This is a genomic window from Bordetella tumbae (assembly GCF_965139195.1).
GTDB lineage: Bacteria > Pseudomonadota > Gammaproteobacteria > Burkholderiales > Burkholderiaceae_B > Bordetella_A > Bordetella_A tumbae.
Map to the genome: position 1 here is coordinate 1 of NZ_CBCSJH010000045.1, position 18,356 is coordinate 18,356.

The window sequence follows — 18,356 nt, forward strand, 5'->3', positions numbered from 1 at the left end:
CTGCGCTCCACTCAGACATGCCCAGCCGACTTCCCCCCGCCTGACAAGGCAGGTTCGGCAGGCTCTACGGGCCAGCGCGCCCTTTACACGACGATCCCCGGCTCAGAGCGTCTCGTATTCATCGATGTGGGAAAGCGCGTGGGTATAGGGTGCAGGCATCGATGGCATGTCACCATTGTGAGTCCCTGTTGTGTGCCTGAGNGTGGCGCNGGGCCGTTGAGCACGGATTTAGNCTCGCGCAGCGAGNCCGAGNCCCCTGNTNATGGGNCGAGTCCGTGCGATAGGCCCGGCGCCACNCTCAGGCACACAACAGGGACGCCTTAATAGAGATGATCTCTCAGATACTGATGACTTCCACACCATTAACCTCACAGCCTGACATAGACGCCTTCATTGACGCGGTATGGCTGGAAGACGGTCTGGCCGCGAACACGCTGGCGGCCTATCGACGCGATCTGACTGCCTTTGCACAGTGGCTGGAGAATCCCGCTGAGCATGGCGGGGCTGCAATGTCGAGCCAGTTGCGAGAGGTCGTGGCCGGTGATATCGAGGCGTGGTTTGCCGCGCGCCACGCGGAGAGCCGCGCGACGACTGCGAATCGCCGGTTGGCAGCGTTGCGGCGGTTTTATGCGTGGGCGTTGCGGGAACACCGTGCGGAAAAAGATCCCTGTCTGACGCTCAGCGCCGCAAAGCAGCCGCCCCGTATGCCCAAGACGCTGTCCGAGGCGCAGGTCGAGGCATTGTTGGCAGCGCCCGATTTGAATACCGCGCGCGGTTTAAGGGATCGCGCTATGTTGGAAACGCTGTATGCCACCGGACTGCGCGTGTCTGAGCTGGTCAACGTCAAGGTGCTCGAAGTCAGTTTGAACGAAGGCGTGGTGCGCGTCGTGATGGGCAAGGGGGGCAAAGATCGCCTGGTGCCGTTGGGCGCTGAGGCCGCGCATTGGATCGAGCGTTATATGCAGGCTGCACGCCCCGAGCTTGCCGGCGCGCGCGTGAGCGACGCCTTGTTTTTGACGGGACGTGCGCAGCCGATGTCGCGTCAGGCGTTTTGGCAATTGATCAAGAAGTACGCCATCATTGCAGGGGTGCGGGCCCCGTTATCGCCGCACGTGTTGCGTCATGCTTTTGCCACCCATTTGCTGAATCACGGGGCTGACTTGCGTGTTGTGCAGATGCTGTTGGGACACGCAGATATTTCAACGACGCAGATTTACACGCATGTGGCACGCGAGCGGCTCAAGGCGCTGCATGCAGCGCATCATCCCCGCGCTTGAATGCAAGCACGCTCTGACTTGCCGTCCAGGTCTACACTAACGAGCTTCTGGATTATGCCTAACCCCTGCTTGCATCATGAGTAAAGCCCGTCACGTTTCCGAAACGCCCGCCACCCAGTTGTTGAAGAAAAACAAGGTGGATTACACCGAACATACTTACGACTATGTCGACCATGGCGGCGCAGGCGAGGCGGCCCGGCAGTTGGGGTTGGACCCTCATGCCGTGGTCAAGACCTTGATCATGGAAGACGAGGCGGCGCGGCCTTTGGTTGTGGTCATGCACGGCGATCGCGAGGTCTCGACGAAAAATCTGGCTCGCCAGGCAGGGCTGAAAAAGGTCGCGCCTTGTCATCCCGAGGTCGCGCAGCGGCATTCCGGGTATCAGGTGGGAGGGACCTCGCCATTCGGTACGCGCAAGCGCATGCCGGTGTGGGTCGAGGCGCAGGTGCTGGAATATCCGGTGGTCTATATCAATGGTGGACGTCGAGGGTATTTGATCGGCATCGATCCCAAGGTGCTGGTCAGCTTGTTGGGGGCCAAGTCCGTGTCGGTCGCGCTGGAATAGTTGTTGCCGCGTGTGGCCGCGACGGTTTGCCGTGTGGCTGCCATGCATGTTGCCATGCGGCTGTAGTGCGGGAATTTCGGTCCGGCCGGATTCCTGTCAAAGCGGTATTCGGTTACTACCTCTTGTGCCGGCTCATGCCGCACAATGACTGTTCTCAATCAGGCTGGATCCGAGGCGTCGAGCGCCATCAGCCTGATTGTCGCGTCGCAACCAGGAACAGGGAGACAACGATGGCCAAGAAACTATTGATGCTGGTCGGCGATTACGCCGAAGACTACGAAACCATGGTGCCGTTTCAGACGCTGCTGGCAGTGGGACATACGGTGCACGCCGTTTGCCCGGGCAAGAAGGCCGGTGACAGCGTGGCGACGGCGATTCACGATTTTGAGGGCGCGCAGACTTATAGTGAAAAGCGCGGGCACAATTTCGCGCTGAATCATGATTTTGAGCAGGTCGATGTGGCGTCGTATGACGGCCTGGTGATTCCCGGTGGGCGTGCACCGGAATATCTGCGCTTGAACGAGCGCGTGCTGGAGATCGTGCAGCAGTTCGATCAGGCGGGTAAGCCTATCGCGGCCGTCTGCCATGGCGCCCAGTTGTTGGCCGCAGCGGGTATTTTGCAGGGGCGTACGTGCTCGGCCTATCCGGCCTGTGCGCCGGAGGTCCGTCTGGCGGGCGGCACCTACGCCGAGATCGCGATCGATCAGGCGCACACAGACGGCAATTTGGTGACGGCGCCTGCCTGGCCGGCGCACCCGGCCTGGTTGGCGCAATTCTTGCAGGTCCTGGGCACCAAGATCACACATTGATTCATCTCCAGGCCGGCCCCTGCCTGCTCATCGAGCAGCTACGGGTATCGCCATCACGGCCTGTGTGATCGTTGTCAGTGCCTGCCCGCGCGAGGGCAATGGAGCTTGGCGGGAAATCGCCAGATTTCCCTTGCGCGCATGACGTGAATGACGCATATGACGCATATGACGTGTGTCGCGTGTCGTGTATGACGTGTATCGTGTCTGACGTCGTGCCGCCTGGCTTGCCGTGGGAGCGTCACAATCGTACAGTGACGTTGAGCTACCAGGAACTTGCGCCATGTGTGAAATCTTTATTCGTGCCCATCCCGATTCTTATGCGCCCGAAAGCCGCTCGCTGCGGCTGCACGGCGTGGCCACCAGTGTCCGGCTCGAACGTCTGTTCTGGTCGGTGCTCGAGGAAATCGCCGCTCGTGACGGCATGCGGGTGACGCAACTCATCGAACGGCTTTATGACGAGCTGATCGAGTATCGGGGCGAGGCGGCGAATTTCACCTCGTTCTTGCGCGTGTGTTGCCTGCGATATGAGGTGCTGCAGGTTGACGGCCGTATTCCGGCCGATATGGACGTCCCGCTTCGTTCGTTGGATGCCAGGGCCGTGCTGGCCGGCTTGCCCGGAACGCTGCACGATGGGGCGGTGTTGCAGCGCGCTGCGGCTTGATCATTGACGGTTCGAGCTGGTCCAGCGATATCACGCTATCAAGTGAACGGCGTCAGGCGTGGCGCGTATTCGTTATTCGCAGCGCTTTCGCGCCAGGTCGATGGCAGGCGCCCTCGGCCTAGCGCATCGACATGACTTTCGAGCCGGTTGCGGGGTCCAGTGAGGCGACGTCGCTTTGCAGGATGCGGCGCATGCGCACGGCATCACCGATGCGCGAGTACTTGCCTTGGGAGTCCAGCAGCACGATGGCAATATCGCGGCCGTTGATGCGGGTCATCATGACCAGGCACTCGCCGGCCTCGTTGATATAACCCGTTTTTGAAACCTTGATGTCCCAGTCCGCCTTGCGCACCAGCAGATTGGTGTTGCGGAATGTCTGGGTACGGTTGGCGACGTCGACTTCGTATTCGTCGTCGGTGGAATAGCGGTGGATGAGGGGACGCTGGGCCGCTGCGCGCAGCAGGCGCGCCAAATCATGGGGCGACGATACGTTTTGGCTGGACAGGCCGGTCGGCTCGATGAAGTAAGTGCTGGACATGCCTAGCGCGCGCGCCTTGTCGTTCATGGCTCGCACAAAGGCAGGGATACCGCCCGGATAGTTGCGTCCCAGCGCGTGGGCCGCCCGGTTTTCGGAAGACATCAATGCCAAATGCAGCATGTCGCCGCGGCTCAAACGCGTTCCGACCTGCAGGCGCGAAGTCGTGTGCTTGAGGACATCCACGTCTTCGGCAGTGATTTCCAGGGTCTGGTCCATGGGCTGGTTGGCGTCCACGACGACCAGCGCAGTCATCAGCTTGGAAATCGAGGCGATCGGCCGCACGACGTTTTCGTTTTTGGCGAACAGAACTGTCGAGGTTTCCAGGTCCTGGGCGTAGGCCGTGGTGGAACGCAAGGCCCGGATTTCCTCACGGATGGAGGCTTCGGCGGCGGGCAGGGCGGCGGCGCTGGCATGTGCGGCCGCGGTGCGCTGGCGTGCGATGATCGTGCTCTTGCGCGCGGCGGTTTTCTTGCTCGTGGCGCGGCTCGCGGACTTTTTAGCGCTGGTCTTGGCCGAGGTCTTTTTTGCCTGGGTACTGGACTTTGCCGTGGCCCTGGTGGATTTCTTGGCGGTGGACTTGCTGCTCGTCGCGGTCGTCTTGGATTTCGCCGCCTTGCAGGCTGCGGATTTTGCATTGGTCTTGCAGGGATCGGCCTTGGCCGCATATGCCGCGTCCGGCAGCACACTCGCCAGTGCCATGGTCAAAGGCACCAGAATGGTTACAACGGCGCGTTTCCAGAAAAACACCATAAGACTACCGAGACAAAAAAGGGTACGCGACCGGACTGGTCAGAGGGCGGCTTGAGCGGAGCCGGGAAAAAGTCAGATGAATTATAGACTTACGTGCAGAATTTAAACAGTTTTTTTAACTGTGGCGCAAGCGCGGGATTGCAACAGAGCCTAAGCGTGGCTTTTTTGCCCTGAGATAGAGGCCTCTGAACGGATGGCCTCGCCGGGTGGAATCGAACCACCAACTGACCCTTAGGAGGGGTCTGTTATATCCATTTAACTACGGCGAGGCGGGCTCGGAACGCGCAAGTTCCTGATAACAAAGCATATCGTTGGCATGGCCATTCGCTTTGCGAGAGCCGAATTCTAGCATCTGGCCGAAGGTGTTTTGATGCATTGCAAGAACCGTCCGTCTGGCTGCGTGCAAAGCCGGATTGATACCCCACTCCTGGACAGGGGCTAAACCGTTTTATTACGGCAGGTTGTATATGATGGGCAAAATTTCGTTATGTGCACAATATTGGTGCTCGAGCCTGCGCTTTGCACCATCTCGGCGCCCGCGCTAATCATCTAGGCAGATCAGATGTCTTCCTCGCAATCGGTTTCACTGCGTACCCTGTGGTTGGGCACGTTGATCGTGCTGCTCGCCATGGGCGTGCGCGCCACGTTTGGCCTGTTTATGCAGCCGATGGGCTTGGCGCACGGGTGGGGGCGCGATGTGTTCTCGATGGCGTTCGCCCTGCAAAACCTGGTGTGGGGCGTGTCCTGTATTTTCATGGGCATGCTGGCCGACCGATATGGTTCGGGACGCACGATTGCGCTGGGGGCGTTGCTCTACGTAGTGGGCATGATCGGGACGCGCCTGGCGACCGACGAATTCAGCCTGTACATGACTGCGGGTGTATTGGTGGGGTTGGGGCAGGCAGGTACGACTTTTCCTGTGATTCTGCCTGTGGTGGCGCGCTCGGTACCGCCTGAATTTCGCAGTACGGCCATGGGTATTGCCAGCGCGGGCGGCTCGATGGGGCAGTTTTTGGTGGTGCCCGCAGGGCAAATGCTGATTAGTGGGCTGGACTGGACCGGGGCACTGTGGGCGCTTTCCTTGCTGGCTGCGGCCGGTATTCCATTGGCCTACTACTTGCGAGGCAAGCCTGCGGCTCACGCCAGCGGCCAGTCGCTGTCTGCCGCCATCCGTCAGGCCTTGCAGCACCCGTCATTTCATTTTTTGGCGAGCAGTTATTTCGTTTGCGGATTCCACACGGCATTTATTACTTTGCATCTGCCCGCCTATGTGGCCGACGGCGGATTGAATGCCAGTCAGGGGGCCACGGCGATTGCGCTGATTGGCTTGTTCAATGTCTTGGGATCGTTTTACGCCGGCAAACTGGGAGGGCGCTATAGCAAGAAGAAGCTATTGGCAGGCGTCTACGGTTTGCGCGCCTTTGGCATGTTGTTACTGCTGGTGATGCCGCTTTCGCCTTGGGTACTGTATGCGTTTGCAGCCTGGATGGGATTGTTCTGGTTGGGTACGGTGCCGTTGACCCAGGGACTGATCGGTCAGATTTATGGGTTGCGATATGCCGCTACCCTGTCTGGCATTGCTTTTTTGGGCCATCAGGTAGGCAGTTTCATCGGCGTATGGCTGGGAGGCTATGTCTACTCCACAACCGGCAACTACGATCTGATGTGGTGGATCGGTATTGCGCTGGCCATCATTGCGGCGCTGTTGTGCCTGCCGGTGCGCGAGCAATCGCTGGAACCGCAGCCGCTACCGCAGGCGGCGGCCTGACATGAGGCGCCGCTCTTTCTGGCGGGCCTTGGGCGGGATCGCGCTGGTGGCCGTGCTCGCGCTGGGGTTCCTCGGGTACATGCGGCCGGATTTGCAATTGAACTGGGAAACGCTGGCGGCGATGTGCGGATTTTGAGCGCCTGACCATTGATTTTGTGAATTATTTATTTCTATAAATAGTTAAAAACTATTTATCCTTTTATTTAGTTCAATTTCATCTCCTAACAAAGCCTGAGTAAGATGTGGACACCAGTCACACCAGGGAGTCCTCATCGTGTCATCTGAAGCCAAGTGTCCTTTTCATCTCGTCGCAGGCAGCGGTACTACCAGTCAGGACTGGTGGCCGAATCAATTGCGTGTTGATCTCCTCAATCAACATTCCAACCGTTCCAATCCGTTGGGCGAGACGTTCAATTACGCAGAGGAATTCAAAAAGCTCGACTACCACGCACTGAAAAAAGACTTGCGTGCGTTGTTGACCGATTCACAGGACTGGTGGCCGGCAGATTGGGGCAGCTATGCCGGTTTGTTTATCCGCATGGCCTGGCACAGTGCCGGTACCTACCGCATGGTCGATGGCCGTGGCGGCGGTGGCCGTGGTCAGCAACGCTTTGCGCCCTTGAACTCCTGGCCGGACAACGTCAGCCTGGATAAGGCGCGCCGCCTGCTGTGGCCAATCAAACGCAAATACGGGCAGGCGATTTCCTGGGCCGATTTGATGCAATTAGCGGGCAACGTGGCGTTGGAAAACAGTGGTTTTCGCACCTTTGGTTTCGGTGCCGGCCGTGAGGATGTGTGGGAACCCGACCTGGATGTGAACTGGGGCAATGAAAAAGCCTGGCTGGCGCATCGCAAATCCGAGGCGTTGACGGGCAGTCCGCTCTCGGCCACGGAGATGGGCCTGATCTACGTCAATCCCGAGGGGCCAGAGGCCAGTGGCGACCCGGTCTCAGCGGCGCCGTTCATCCGTGCGACTTTTGGCAATATGGCGATGAACGACGAGGAAATCGTCGCGCTGATCGCGGGCGGTCACACGCTGGGCAAGACCCATGGCGCTTTCCCGGCCGACAAGATTGGCGAGGCGCCAGAGGTCGCTTCGATCGAGTCTCAGGGTTTGGGCTGGTCCTCCGGCTATGGCAGCGGAGTAGGCGCAGATACCGTGACGTCGGGACTCGAAGTCGTGTGGACCCAAACGCCGACCCAGTGGAGCAACCACTTTTTCGAGAATCTGTTCAAGTACGAATGGGTGCAGACACGCAGCCCGGCAGGCGCCATTCAGTGGGAAGCCAGCGACGCCGAGGCCATCATCCCTGACCCGTTTGATCCGTCGAAAAAGCGCAAACCGACGATGTTGACGACGGACCTGACGTTGCGCTTTGACCCCGAGTTCGAAAAAATCTCGCGTAAATTCCTCGAGGACCCGCAGGCATTCAACGAAGCCTTTGCCCGAGCCTGGTTCAAACTGACCCATCGCGACATGGGACCGAAGGCGCGTTACCTCGGACCTGAGATTCCGAAAGAAGATTTGATTTGGCAGGATCCGTTGCCCGCGCCGGTGCATGCGCCGACCCTTGCTGATATCGCCGATCTGAAAGCCCGCATCGCTGAATCCGGGTTGACCGTGGGTCAATTGGTCTCGGTGGCCTGGGCTTCGGCGGCAACGTTCCGCGGCGGCGATAAGCGAGGCGGGGCTAATGGCGCACGCCTGGCCTTGGCGCCGCAAAAGGATTGGGCGGTCAACCAGACGGCGGTCTGTGCATTGGACACTCTCAAGGCCATCCAGCAGGCCAGCGGCAAGGCTTCATTGGCCGACGTGATCGTGCTGGCGGGTGTGGCCGGCGTCGAGCAAGCCGCCAAGGCGGCCGGCGTGGCAATCGAGGTCCCATTCGTGCCGGGCCGTGTCGATGCGACGCAGGAACAGACCGATGTACCTACGTTCGACTTGATGGAACCAGTCGCTGACGGTTTTCGCAACTACGGCAAGGGCGGCAATGGCGTACGCACGGAGGAATGGCTGATTGATCGTGCACAGTTATTGACACTCTCCGCGCCTGAGTTGACCGCGCTGATCGGCGGCCTGCGTGTGTTGGGCGCCAATTACGATGGCGGTACGCATGGCGTGTTCACCGATCGTGTCGGGGTCCTGAGCAATGATTTCTTTATCAATCTGCTCGACATGAATACGGCATGGACGGCGACCGACGACAGCGCCGAAGTCTTTGCCGGGCGCGATCGCAAGACGGGTGAGGTGAAATACACCGCCACGCGCAATGATCTGGTGTTCGGCTCGAATTCGATCCTGCGTGCCTATGCAGAGGTCTACGCTGCCGAGGATGCGCGAGAACGGTTCGTACGCGACTTTGTCGCCGCCTGGGGCCGGGTGATGAATCTGGACCGTTTCGACGTGCAGTGATTCCCGTGTCGTAGGGAATAGCATGATGCACCGGTCGCCTGTTGGCGACCGGTTTTGCGTTGTGTTGAGCGTTTTTCCCGCTATTCGAATACGTCAAACAGCACATCGGCGATGATCGCGGTACCAATGGCCACCAGGATCAGATCCGTGCCGGCCACTTGCCATTCATAGCCTGGATGGACCGGTAAATGAGCCAGCATGGGGCCTGGTATCGTTTTTTTGGCTATCCCCGGAGGCAAGGGTTTGCCGCGCGCCAGATTTTTGCGGATCCCGGGAGGCAGTGCTGTGTATCGAGTGGCGCCATAGTCGACAGCATAACCGCGGGCAGTCGACAGCGTGATGCCTGCAGAGGTGAGCGAAATGTTGACGTCGCTGTCTCCGCCATGACCGCCTTTGCCGTTGTTGCCGCCTTTTGAGCCGGATGACTTATTGGAGTGGTTGTCGTTGCTTTGGCCTTTGCTTTTACCGCTGCTGTTGCCATTGCCCTGGTTCTTGCTCTTACCGTTTCCATTTCCATTTCCGCCGCCTTGGCTGGACTGCGACGGCTTGCCCTTGCCCTCGGGGGGCGCCGCCAGAGGCTGGCTGATGAGTGCGACCTGGCAGATCGCGGCCAGAATGACAGTAGCTAGTGAAGATGCGCGCATGGTAATGGACTCCTGCTTGTTTTGAGTATTCGACCAGCGAACCAAGTGTATGCCGCAGCCGTTCTGTCGGGGTGCCAAAACAAGCAGCCGAGGGTTGCTGGCATGACGAAATGCAACAAAAACGCCCCGCTCTCTGGGGGAGCGGGGCGTTTTTGGCGTATGGCGGCAGGTTAGTCTATCAATCCTCGGTCAAGTGTTCCGGATCCAGGTGACGGTGTTCTTTGCGATGCACCAGCACGGTGATGCCCCACATCACGACCCCCAGCGCGAGCAACCATCCCGCGACTTGATACTGAATCGGATCGCGGCCCGTCAGCGGGGTGACCAGAAATACGCAGGCGGCGGCGCCCACGCATGACAGCACCGTATTGGCGCGGAAATGCTCATGTTCGACTCGATCCTTGCGCAGCACCAGTACCGCGACGTTGACAAAGGCAAATACCGCCAGCAACAGCAGTGCCGTGGTCCCGCCCAGGGCGCTGATTGCCTTGGAGTTGCTGGACGACACCAGCACGATCAGTCCCAGACCCAGCGCAGTGGTAAAGAGAATCGCCGACCACGGGGTGTGGTTGCGGGCATGCACATACGACAGGAACTTCGGCAGCACGCCTTGGCGCGACATCCCATACAGCAGCCGGCTGGCCATCATCATGTTGATCAGGGCCGAGTTCGCCACCGCAAACATCGAAATGATCGGCATGATGGTTTCCATTGGCAGGCCGGGAGCGGCTCGTTGGACGACCAGCACGAGCGGGGTGGAGCTCGCGGCCAGTTCACCGACCGGAATCAAGGCGACGGCACAAATGGATACCAATACATAAATGACGGCGGTGATGCCCAAACCGGTCAACATGACTTTGGGAAAAATGCGATGCGGGGCATGGACCTCTTCGGCCATGTTGACCGAGTCCTCAAACCCGACCATGGCGAAAAATGCCAGCGCGGTCGCAGAAGTCACTGCCAGGAAGACGCTCTTGTTTTCCGGGGTTTCGAATGCCACGACGCGCGAGAAATCGGCTTGGCCGTTACTGATGGCATAAAAGCCCAGCAGGATCACCAGCAGGAGACCGCTCAACTCGACCAGCGTCAGGACGACGTTGGCTTTCACACTTTCTGACGCGCCACGGAAATTGACGATCATGATCAGCAGCATGAATCCCAGAGCACCCATCGTCACGGCCGTGGGGTCATTCTCGAGTCCCAGTGCGACAAACAGATTGGCAGAAAATGCCCTTGAGGCCGTAGCCGCAGAGGTCAGCCCGGAGCACATCACCGTAAAGCAGACGATGAACGTCAGAAAATGGATGCCGAAGGCTTTATGCACATAAAGTGCGGCGCCAGCGGCGCGCGGATATTTGGTGACCAGTTCCAGATAGGAAAATGCAGTCAGCAACGCCACAAAAAACGCTACTAAAAAGGGCGCCCATGCCGCCCCGCCGACTTCTGCCGCGACTTGTCCTGTCAGGGCATAGATTCCCGTGCCAAGAATGTCGCCAATAATGAACAACAGCAGCAGCTTTGGCCCCATTACCCGTTTCAATTGGGGGTGTTCTGCGCTATCTTGCGTAGACATACTTCTCTCCTCTCGTTATTTCCGCCGGGTGCCAGTATGTCTCTGGAGACTTCGGTGTCGTGATTGACTGTGTCACCGTTAATTACGAGAGGTTTCCATCGTGAGCCGATTTAAATGGGACTTTGAGGGGGAAATGGTGTGCGTCAATTGGTCGCATTGCCATTTATTGTGTTTTCTGTGCAAATTATCATTGCGGTCCGCGCCGGATAGGAGTATTTCTATACCTAACAGCAGTTCGTGACTAACACGCTGGTGTTTTGGTGGACCGGGGCAGCAGAAGTCCGGCCACGCTGAAGTGCCAGGCCAGTAGCTGTGCAGGCAATGTGTCTGCATAGGCGTAGAGCGAGGAGGCGCATATGGCAGTGGTATACGCGGATTTTGTACGTGAGCGCGGCAAAGGTGGCCGTACTGTCAAGACTTACCGTGCTAAATCACAGCGCGCAAAAGCATATCAGCGCGCAACCGCGGCAGCAGCACAACGGGTAGCAGCACCAGTTCATGCTCGCCAAGGTGGCGCGATTTTCTGGATGATCATGCTACTGGCGCCTTTGGCGGGTTTGGCAGCACCCTTGTTGGCAGTGCCTCTCATCGGTGAGCCACAAGGCTGGATCCTGGCTGGTGCTGGATTGTTGGCCTGTGTCTTGATGCTATTGCGCTTGGCGATGCACGAGGCAGACCACGCTCAGCATAGCAAGTAGTTTTAATCGAAACAGGGTTTAGATGCCGGTGCGGTCCGATAGGGGACCGCACCGGCATCTTCGTTTTGGGCGACGGTCGCTTTACCCGTTCTTCACCGAAGGGTTGCCCCGCGGCAGCCAGCGCCAGAACACCGCCGCCGCCCCCAGGCCGAATATCCCCATGGTGCCGACGGCCAGGGCCAGCGACGCAACGCCTGTCATGACCGACAGTACCACGGGCCCCAGGCTGCTGCCCATGTCGGCGACCAGGCGCCAGATTCCGAGAAATTCGGTACGCCCCTTCATGGGGGCCGCGTCTGCGCCCAGTGTCATGACGATGCCGGAGCTGATGCCATTGCCCAGGCCCAGCATCATCGACACCACGATAAAGCCGATGGCGCCCGTGCTGAACGAGGTGCCAATCAGGGCAAGGCCCATCAGCAACGTAGACGGCACCGCGACCCACAAACGTCCACGCCGGTCCATCAGCGTGCCGGCAGGGTAGAACACCGACATATCGATCGCCGCGACCAAGCCATAAATCAGAGACGTCGTGCTGGCACTCATGCCCAGATGGTCAGCCCAGAGCGGAATGACGACTTGCCGCGAGGCGCGCACGGCGCTGACCAGCAGGATGCCCAATCCCAGGGTCAAGAGCACCCGGCTGTGCGAGTGTGCAATATCCAGCAGGCGTGGCTTGGCGTGGGCTGCGCTGCCCCGTTGACGCTCAGGCGGCGCCATATCGGGTGCGTGATAGGCGATCAGGCCGGCGCCGATCATGGCGGCGATCGCCACCCAATAGGCCCCGTCCAGGCCGATGAAATGGATCAAGGCGGCGCCCGCAAACGGCCCGGCAAAGGCGCCGATCCGCATCGTGCCGGCCAGCGTCGACAGCGCCCGGGCCCGCATATAGGCCGGCACCGCATCGATCATGTAAGTCTGCCGGGCCAGCATGAAGATCGACGACGCCATGCCGATGAAGAACACGCCGACCGCAAGCATCCAGGCATGGCTGGCGAAGATGCACAGGAGCAGGGCCAGCACACTGAGCACCGCCGCGCCGACCATGGAGTGCCGCTCGCCATAGCGCGAGGTCACCAGCGCAGCGGGGATATTGCTGACGAGCGACCCGATGCCGATCAGCGCCACGATGAGCCCCGATGTGGCGACAGAGGCGTCCAATTCGCGGGCGCTCAGGGCCACCACAGGCAGGATGGCGCCGTTACTGACACCGTAGAGAACCGATGGGCCGAACGCCGGAACGGCTATTTTTTTTAAACTGAAAGGCGCGTCGGGGCTCTGCACGATGGGGCCAAAAAATGAGATCAGGCGCTATTCTAGTCCCTTGCTGCTTGCTTGCCGGGGGCGTGGCGCGCTATCTTTGCCGCATGAAGCCCCTTCATTTGACTGGCGACGAGCCATTTTTCATTGTGCTGAACACAGGCTCGGGCCGGGATGACGCCAGTGATGTCCAGGCGACCATTCAGCGCGTGTTGGACGAGGCGGGACGCCGCTATACCTTGATGCCGGTTCACGATGGCCGGCAGTTGCCCGCCATGGCGCAAGAGGCGGTCGCGCGTGCGCGCGAGCAGGGCGGTATCGTTGTGGCGGCGGGTGGTGATGGCACGTTGAGCGCAGTGGCTCAGACGGTATTGAGCAGCGGCTTGCCGTTCGGCATTTTGCCTCAGGGCACCTTCAACTATTTTGGGCGTACCTACGGCATTGCCCAAGACACCGAACTGGCGACCCGATGCTTGCTGGCAGCACAACCGCAGCCGGTGCAGGTGGGATTGGTCAACGACAGACTGTTTTTGATCAATGCCAGCCTGGGGTTGTATCCGCAATTGCTCGAGGACCGCGAGGCGTACAAGCAGCGGTATGGCCGCAGCCGGCTGGTCGCGGTCTGGTCTGCCTTAGTGACCTTGGCCCGGGCTCACCGGCAATTGACCGTGCAACTCGAACATGCAGGACAGGTGCGGACCTTGCGTACGCCAACCATCGTCGTGGGTAACAACGAGTTGCAGTTGGAGCAGATCGGGATTGCCGAATCGGCCGCGCTGCAGCAAGGGCAGCTCGTCGCGATGGGCGTTCGGCCGGTGGGTACATGGGCTCTATATGGATTGGTGCTGCGTGGCTGGCTCAGTCGTTTGGGCGACGCGGATCACGTGTTCAGTTTTGGGTTTGAACACCTGACAGTGCGTGTATCGCGGACAAAGCGGCGCATCAAGGTCGCCCTGGATGGAGAAATCCATTGGCTGGATGCGCCACTGGAATTTCGGGTGTCGGATCAACCGTTGCAATTATTGGTGCCTCCGCCATCTCTGCGTGCAGAGCGCGTTTGAGGATGGCAAAGACATCGATGACACGGATTCTGCATCTTTCAGACACGCATTTCGGTACCGAGCGCGAGCCTGTGCTGCAGGCGCTGTTGAGGCTGGCGGGTGAGTGGCAACCCGATCTGGTTCTGCTGAGCGGGGACATCACTCAGCGAGCGCGGCATGGTCAGTTCGCAGCGGCGCGGCGATTCGTGCAGGCATTACAGCGGCCGGTATTGGCCGTGCCAGGCAATCACGACATTCCATTATTCAATGTGCTGGCGCGTTGGTTGAATCCGTACGGGGGGTATCGCCGGGCAATGGGCCCTGTGCTGGAGCCGGCGGTCGAGATGCCGGGGCTTCTGGCGATCGGGGTGAATTCGACCCGGCCAGGCCGGCATAAAAACGGCCAAGTGGATCGCAGGCAGGTAGATAGAGTCGTGCAGCGGCTCAAGAAATCGAGTGCTGATTGTCTGAGGATTGTGGTGCTGCATCATCCTGTGCGGGCCGCAGTAGAAAGCGATCAGCGCAATTTACTGATCGGCCGCGAGTGGGCGGTGCCCGCCTGGATCGAGGCCGGTGTGGATCTCATATTGGGTGGGCATATTCATTTGCCGTATGTGCTGCCCGCGTCAGAACTCTCTGTCGCAGCACCTGGCCTGGCCGCGGATTCGATACCTGCGAATGCCTTGGACGCAATGAACACGCCTGCACAATGGGAAGCCGCGGAGGCTGCCAGTGCCGCGCGCGCAAATGCATCGAGTAGCGCAGAGGTTTCAGGCGCTGCCGACGCCGGACGCCGGGCCTGGGTGGTGCAGGCGGGGACAGCAGTGTCACGGCGCGTGCGGGGCGGCATTTCAAACTCGATCAATCTGATCGAACACGAGGTCAGGCAAGGGCAGCACCAGTGCGTCATCCAGCGCTGGGACTATATGGCTGATCTCCAGGCGTTCGCGTGCGCCACTAGCCAGACGTTGGGTTGGCGCCGTGGCACGCAATAGCATCTGGCTGCGGGTTAGCGACGGCCCTGGATCGCCGTCGTTCTTATTTTTTGTTTTTCGTTGACCTTGTATGGACACCGCCGCGCACTGGGCCGCTGCCTATCCCTTGTTAATCTTATTGGCGGTGCCGGCGCTGGCAGGGGGAGTGGTCGGCTGGTTGAGCCGACGCTGGGACGCCCGGTCGCCATTGGCCGGAGAGGCGCCATATTGGCTGGTGGCCGTGGGGGCGGGCGGCGTTTTTCTCATGGTCGCGGTGGCGATGAGTCTGGGCAGCCCCTTGGTGCGGTTCGACAATCTGCTGGCTGCGGCGCTCGGGCAATCCATGTCATCGTCGTTGTTGTGGGTGCTGTCTTGGTTCACCTATCTGGGGAATCGCAATCTACTGGCATTGATCGCCATCACGTTGACGCTATGGCTGTTGTGGCGGCGAGAATACGCGATGGCACTGCTCTGTGCGGTGGTGACGGGCGGTGGCGGCCTCCTGAATACGGCAATGAAATTCACGTTTCAGCGTATTCGCCCGGAACATGTGCATGGCTACGTCCAGGAAGTCGGCTGGAGCTTTCCCAGTGGGCACGCGTCGGCGTCGATGGCGGTGTACGGATTCGCCTGTTATCTTGCCGTGCGCATGATGCCCGCACGTTGGCATCGTGTTTGCCTGGTGAGCGGTGCGATGCTGATCGCTGCGATCGGCGCCAGCCGCGTACTGCTGCAAGTGCACTATTTGAGCGATGTGATGGCCGGTTTTGCCTTGAGCCTGGCCTGGCTGTCGCTATGTCTTGGGGTGATGAGACGCAGGCACCGACCAGGTGCTGACGATGTGGGCCACAGGCTCGGATGAGCGCTCCCCGTGCAGCAATACTTCGCCTGCCGTCATTCTGCCGACCTTGAGTAATCGGGCGTCCGCAATAATGGCGCCGGCGGGGCTTTTGCGCAAAAAGTTGATGGTCAGGCTGGCCGTTACGGCGTTCGCCTGGCCGGTGGCACCGACCACGGCCGCGTAGAGCACCAGATCGGCGAGCCCCATCAGCATAGGTCCCGCGACAATGCCGCCCAGACGTTGATGGCTGTCCCGCGCGGGTAGTACTGCGCGGGCGGTGCCATAGCCAATGTCGGTAATTTCTATGCCCAACACCTCGGCGAATGGATGCTGTTCCGCCAGCAGGCGTTGAAAGTCAGTCACGCTGATGCGTGCGGGCTGGGGAGCGGACGTCGGGTCCGTGCAAGAGCTCATGGTGTTCCCTGGCGAGTTGTTTCCAGTCTGTGCAGACCTGTATCCAGTATTGTTTCGAGTTACTAAAGAAAGAGCGTAGCAGACCGGCAGGCAAATCATCAGCTGGACGTCAGGTCGCGCCAATGCTGGTTCTCACAGGGGTTTAGGGTAAACACTTAGAGGAATTAGGCCGATATCGTTGAGTGTTGCAGTATCCCAACATCTCGGGCATCGATCACCCCCTTTTATGGGGGGAACCGTAGCCAGTACGAGGGTTTTTTGATGCAATAGCGTCAACTTCCCTTCGCGGAGTTAGGGGGGCGCAGGTTCTTCGCAAAACCAGGCGCCCTTGTCACTCAAATCAACGGAGATTTCTTAAATGAAAAAGACTCTGCTCGCTGCCGCCCTGCTCGCTGGCTTTGCCGGCGTGGCCCAGGCAGAAACCTCGGTGACGCTGTACGGCATCATCGATACCGGTATCGGCTACAACAAGGTGAAGGGCGACGGCTGGGACAGCGGTAGCCGTGTCGGCATGATCAATGGCGTGCAGAACGGTTCGCGTTGGGGCCTGCGTGGCACCGAAGATCTGGGTGATGGCCTGCAAGCCGTCTTCCAACTGGAAAGCGGTTTCAACTCCAGCAACGGTAATTCCGCCCAAGGCGGCCGTCTGTTCGGTCGTCAAGCCACCATCGGTCTGCAAAGCGACAGCTGGGGCCGTCTGGATCTGGGCCGTCAAACCAACATCTCGTCCAAGTACTTCGGTTCGATCGATCCGTTCGGCGCTGGTTTCAACCAAGCCAACATCGGTGTCGGCCTGAGCGCTGCCAACACGGTTCGCTACGACAACCTGGTTCTGTACCAAACCCCGTCGTTCAGCGGCTTCCAATTGGGCGTCGGCTACTCGTTCAACGCTGACGACAACAGCGACAGCTCGTTCAAGACCAACGACAACACCCGTGCTATCACGGCTGGTCTGCGTTACCAGAACGGTCCTTTGAACGTTGCGTTCTCGTTTGACCAACTGAGCGCTCCGCACAACCTGGACGAAGATGCCACGCCGCGCATGTACGCCATCGGCGGTTCGTACGACTTCGAAGTCGTGAAACTGGCGCTGGCCTACGGCCGTACCACCGACGGCTGGTTCGCTGGCCAAGGCATCAACGGCACGTCGTTCCTGCCGGGCCAAAACGGTCTGGGCAGCAACATGTTTGCTGACGGCTTCAAGTCGAACACCTACATGGTCGGTTTGACCGCCCCCATCGGTGGCGCTTCGAAGATCTTCGGTTCGTGGCAAATGGTTGACCCCAGCAACGACAAGTTGACTGGCGGCGACGAAACCATGAACGTCTGGAGCCTGGGCTACACCTACGACCTGTCCAAGCGTACCAACCTGTACGCCTACGGTTCGTACATCCAGGACTACGCGTTCATCGACGGTGTGAAGAGCACCGCTGTTGGTCTGGGTATCCGTCACCGCTTCTAATCGACTGCGAGGCGCAAGCCTCGCTTCGATGGATTGCGCATAAGCAGGCCTTTGGTCTGCTTGTGAAAAAAGCCGCCTCTCGGGGCGGCTTTTTTCATGGGCTTTTCTTGTCGTTGCGGTGTCTTAAAATGAGGGGACGTCCTCTCTGCGAGGGCTGTAAACCGCAGGGGTGGCGCGAAGGCATTTTTGTTCGCGCTTCCTTGTTTTTGGGCGGCTGGGTTCAGCGCATCGTCACTTTGCAAATGCTACAATCTGAAGGTTTGCGCATTTGACGGACGCCAAAATGAACTTGCAACAGTATTTTCCCGTCCTGCTGTTTATCGCAGTGGCTACCCTGATCGGGTTTGCGCTGCTGACGGCAGGTTCGCTCTTGGGGCCTCGCCGCCCCTACGCTGAAAAGCTTTCAGCGTATGAGTGCGGTTTTGAGGCCTTCGAAGACGCTCGTATGAAGTTCGATGTGCGCTACTACCTGGTAGCCATCCTCTTCATCCTGTTCGATCTCGAAATCGCCTTTTTGTTCCCGTGGGCGATTGCTCATGGCACGGTTGGTCTCGTCGGTTTCTGGACTGTCATGGTCTTTCTGGCGATTCTGACGGTCGGCTTCATCTACGAATGGAAAAAGGGCGCGCTGGATTGGGAATAACCCAAGGCTCTCCTGCACGCTATCAG

18 protein-coding genes and 1 tRNA gene are annotated in these 18,356 nt (G+C 59.5%); 13 read left to right on the forward strand and 6 right to left on the reverse strand.

The genetic code is table 11. The features are described 5' to 3' along the window. The first annotated feature begins 344 nt into the window (after positions 1-344). The 4 genes from xerD (at position 345) to ACNA0J_RS26475 (ending at position 3,312) form a co-directional block, all read left to right on the forward strand. Positions 345-1,277: a site-specific tyrosine recombinase XerD gene (gene xerD / locus ACNA0J_RS26460; RefSeq protein ID WP_415821906.1), complete on the forward strand. Its 933-nt coding sequence runs from the start codon at positions 345-347 to the stop codon at positions 1,275-1,277. Between the two features lie 76 nt (positions 1,278-1,353). Next, a complete protein-coding gene (gene ybaK, locus ACNA0J_RS26465) occupies positions 1,354-1,842 on the forward strand; it encodes a Cys-tRNA(Pro) deacylase (RefSeq protein ID WP_415821876.1) in 489 nt (162 codons plus the stop codon). Between the two features lie 230 nt (positions 1,843-2,072). Continuing rightward, entirely contained in the window at positions 2,073-2,651 is a 579-nt protein-coding gene (locus ACNA0J_RS26470; RefSeq protein ID WP_415821877.1) for a DJ-1/PfpI family protein, read from the forward strand. 280 nt (positions 2,652-2,931) lie between these two features. Further along, entirely contained in the window at positions 2,932-3,312 is a 381-nt protein-coding gene (locus ACNA0J_RS26475; RefSeq protein WP_415821878.1) for a ribbon-helix-helix domain-containing protein, read from the forward strand. 118 nt (positions 3,313-3,430) lie between these two features. Here ACNA0J_RS26475 and pbpG read toward each other — a convergent pair whose 3' ends face one another. Both pbpG and ACNA0J_RS26485 read right to left on the reverse strand, forming a co-directional pair. Beyond that, positions 3,431-4,600 carry a D-alanyl-D-alanine endopeptidase gene (gene pbpG / locus ACNA0J_RS26480; protein ID WP_415821879.1) on the reverse strand — a complete coding sequence of 390 codons (1,170 nt, stop codon included), beginning with the start codon at positions 4,598-4,600 and terminating at the stop codon, positions 3,431-3,433. A gap of 194 nt (positions 4,601-4,794) precedes the next feature. Beyond that, positions 4,795-4,869: transfer RNA gene (locus ACNA0J_RS26485), tRNA-Arg, on the reverse strand. A 293-nt stretch (positions 4,870-5,162) separates the two neighbouring features. Between ACNA0J_RS26485 and ACNA0J_RS26490 the strand changes: the two genes are divergently transcribed. From ACNA0J_RS26490 to katG, 3 genes are all read left to right on the forward strand, one after another. After that, positions 5,163-6,368, forward strand: a complete 1,206-nt coding sequence (locus tag ACNA0J_RS26490; protein ID WP_415821880.1) for an MFS transporter — start codon at positions 5,163-5,165, stop codon at positions 6,366-6,368. Position 6,369: 1 nt separating this feature from the next. Then, positions 6,370-6,504, forward strand: a complete 135-nt coding sequence (locus ACNA0J_RS26495) for a hypothetical protein (protein WP_415821881.1) — start codon at positions 6,370-6,372, stop codon at positions 6,502-6,504. Between the two features lie 138 nt (positions 6,505-6,642). Then, positions 6,643-8,781: a catalase/peroxidase HPI gene (gene katG / locus ACNA0J_RS26500; RefSeq protein ID WP_415821882.1), complete on the forward strand. Its 2,139-nt coding sequence runs from the start codon at positions 6,643-6,645 to the stop codon at positions 8,779-8,781. 80 nt (positions 8,782-8,861) lie between these two features. On the opposite strand, the gene ACNA0J_RS26505 is transcribed toward katG, so the two are convergent. Together ACNA0J_RS26505 and ACNA0J_RS26510 are read right to left on the reverse strand one after the other, a co-directional pair. Then, positions 8,862-9,425 carry an anti-virulence regulator CigR family protein gene (locus ACNA0J_RS26505; protein ID WP_415821883.1) on the reverse strand — a complete coding sequence of 188 codons (564 nt, stop codon included), beginning with the start codon at positions 9,423-9,425 and terminating at the stop codon, positions 8,862-8,864. Positions 9,426-9,603: 178 nt separating this feature from the next. Continuing rightward, positions 9,604-10,998: an APC family permease gene (locus tag ACNA0J_RS26510; RefSeq protein ID WP_415821884.1), complete on the reverse strand. Its 1,395-nt coding sequence runs from the start codon at positions 10,996-10,998 to the stop codon at positions 9,604-9,606. 356 nt (positions 10,999-11,354) lie between these two features. On the opposite strand from ACNA0J_RS26510, the gene ACNA0J_RS26515 reads away from it, so the two are divergent. Continuing rightward, entirely contained in the window at positions 11,355-11,696 is a 342-nt protein-coding gene (locus tag ACNA0J_RS26515) for a hypothetical protein (RefSeq protein WP_415821885.1), read from the forward strand. An 81-nt stretch (positions 11,697-11,777) separates the two neighbouring features. Here ACNA0J_RS26515 and ACNA0J_RS26520 read toward each other — a convergent pair whose 3' ends face one another. Next, the gene (locus ACNA0J_RS26520) at positions 11,778-12,980 is read right to left on the reverse strand and encodes an MFS transporter (protein WP_415821886.1); all 1,203 of its coding nucleotides are present in this window, start codon (positions 12,978-12,980) and stop codon (positions 11,778-11,780) included. An 83-nt stretch (positions 12,981-13,063) separates the two neighbouring features. Between ACNA0J_RS26520 and ACNA0J_RS26525 the strand changes: the two genes are divergently transcribed. The 3 genes from ACNA0J_RS26525 to ACNA0J_RS26535 all read left to right on the forward strand — a co-directional run bounded on the left by ACNA0J_RS26525 (position 13,064) and on the right by ACNA0J_RS26535 (position 15,832). After that, on the forward strand, positions 13,064-14,017 hold the full coding sequence (locus ACNA0J_RS26525; RefSeq protein ID WP_415821887.1) for a diacylglycerol/lipid kinase family protein: 954 nt from the start codon (positions 13,064-13,066) through the stop codon (positions 14,015-14,017). Positions 14,018-14,034: 17 nt separating this feature from the next. Then, positions 14,035-14,991 carry a metallophosphoesterase family protein gene (locus ACNA0J_RS26530; protein WP_415821907.1) on the forward strand — a complete coding sequence of 319 codons (957 nt, stop codon included), beginning with the start codon at positions 14,035-14,037 and terminating at the stop codon, positions 14,989-14,991. Between the two features lie 70 nt (positions 14,992-15,061). Next, complete coding sequence (locus tag ACNA0J_RS26535) at positions 15,062-15,832, forward strand: phosphatase PAP2 family protein (RefSeq protein ID WP_415821888.1); 771 nt, start codon at positions 15,062-15,064, stop codon at positions 15,830-15,832. Here the strand turns inward: ACNA0J_RS26535 and ACNA0J_RS26540 are convergent. Further along, positions 15,764-16,225 carry a PaaI family thioesterase gene (locus ACNA0J_RS26540; RefSeq protein ID WP_415821889.1) on the reverse strand — a complete coding sequence of 154 codons (462 nt, stop codon included), beginning with the start codon at positions 16,223-16,225 and terminating at the stop codon, positions 15,764-15,766. The two genes, ACNA0J_RS26535 and ACNA0J_RS26540, sit on opposite strands and share 69 nt — an antisense overlap. Before the next feature lie 358 nt (positions 16,226-16,583). Here ACNA0J_RS26540 and ACNA0J_RS26545 point away from each other — a divergent pair, with 358 nt between their 5' ends. Together ACNA0J_RS26545 and ACNA0J_RS26550 are read left to right on the forward strand one after the other, a co-directional pair. Then, the gene (locus ACNA0J_RS26545) at positions 16,584-17,687 is read left to right on the forward strand and encodes a porin (protein WP_415821890.1); all 1,104 of its coding nucleotides are present in this window, start codon (positions 16,584-16,586) and stop codon (positions 17,685-17,687) included. Between the two features lie 283 nt (positions 17,688-17,970). Next, a complete protein-coding gene (locus tag ACNA0J_RS26550) occupies positions 17,971-18,330 on the forward strand; it encodes an NADH-quinone oxidoreductase subunit A (RefSeq protein WP_094821469.1) in 360 nt (119 codons plus the stop codon). The last annotated feature ends 26 nt before the right edge of the window (positions 18,331-18,356 follow it).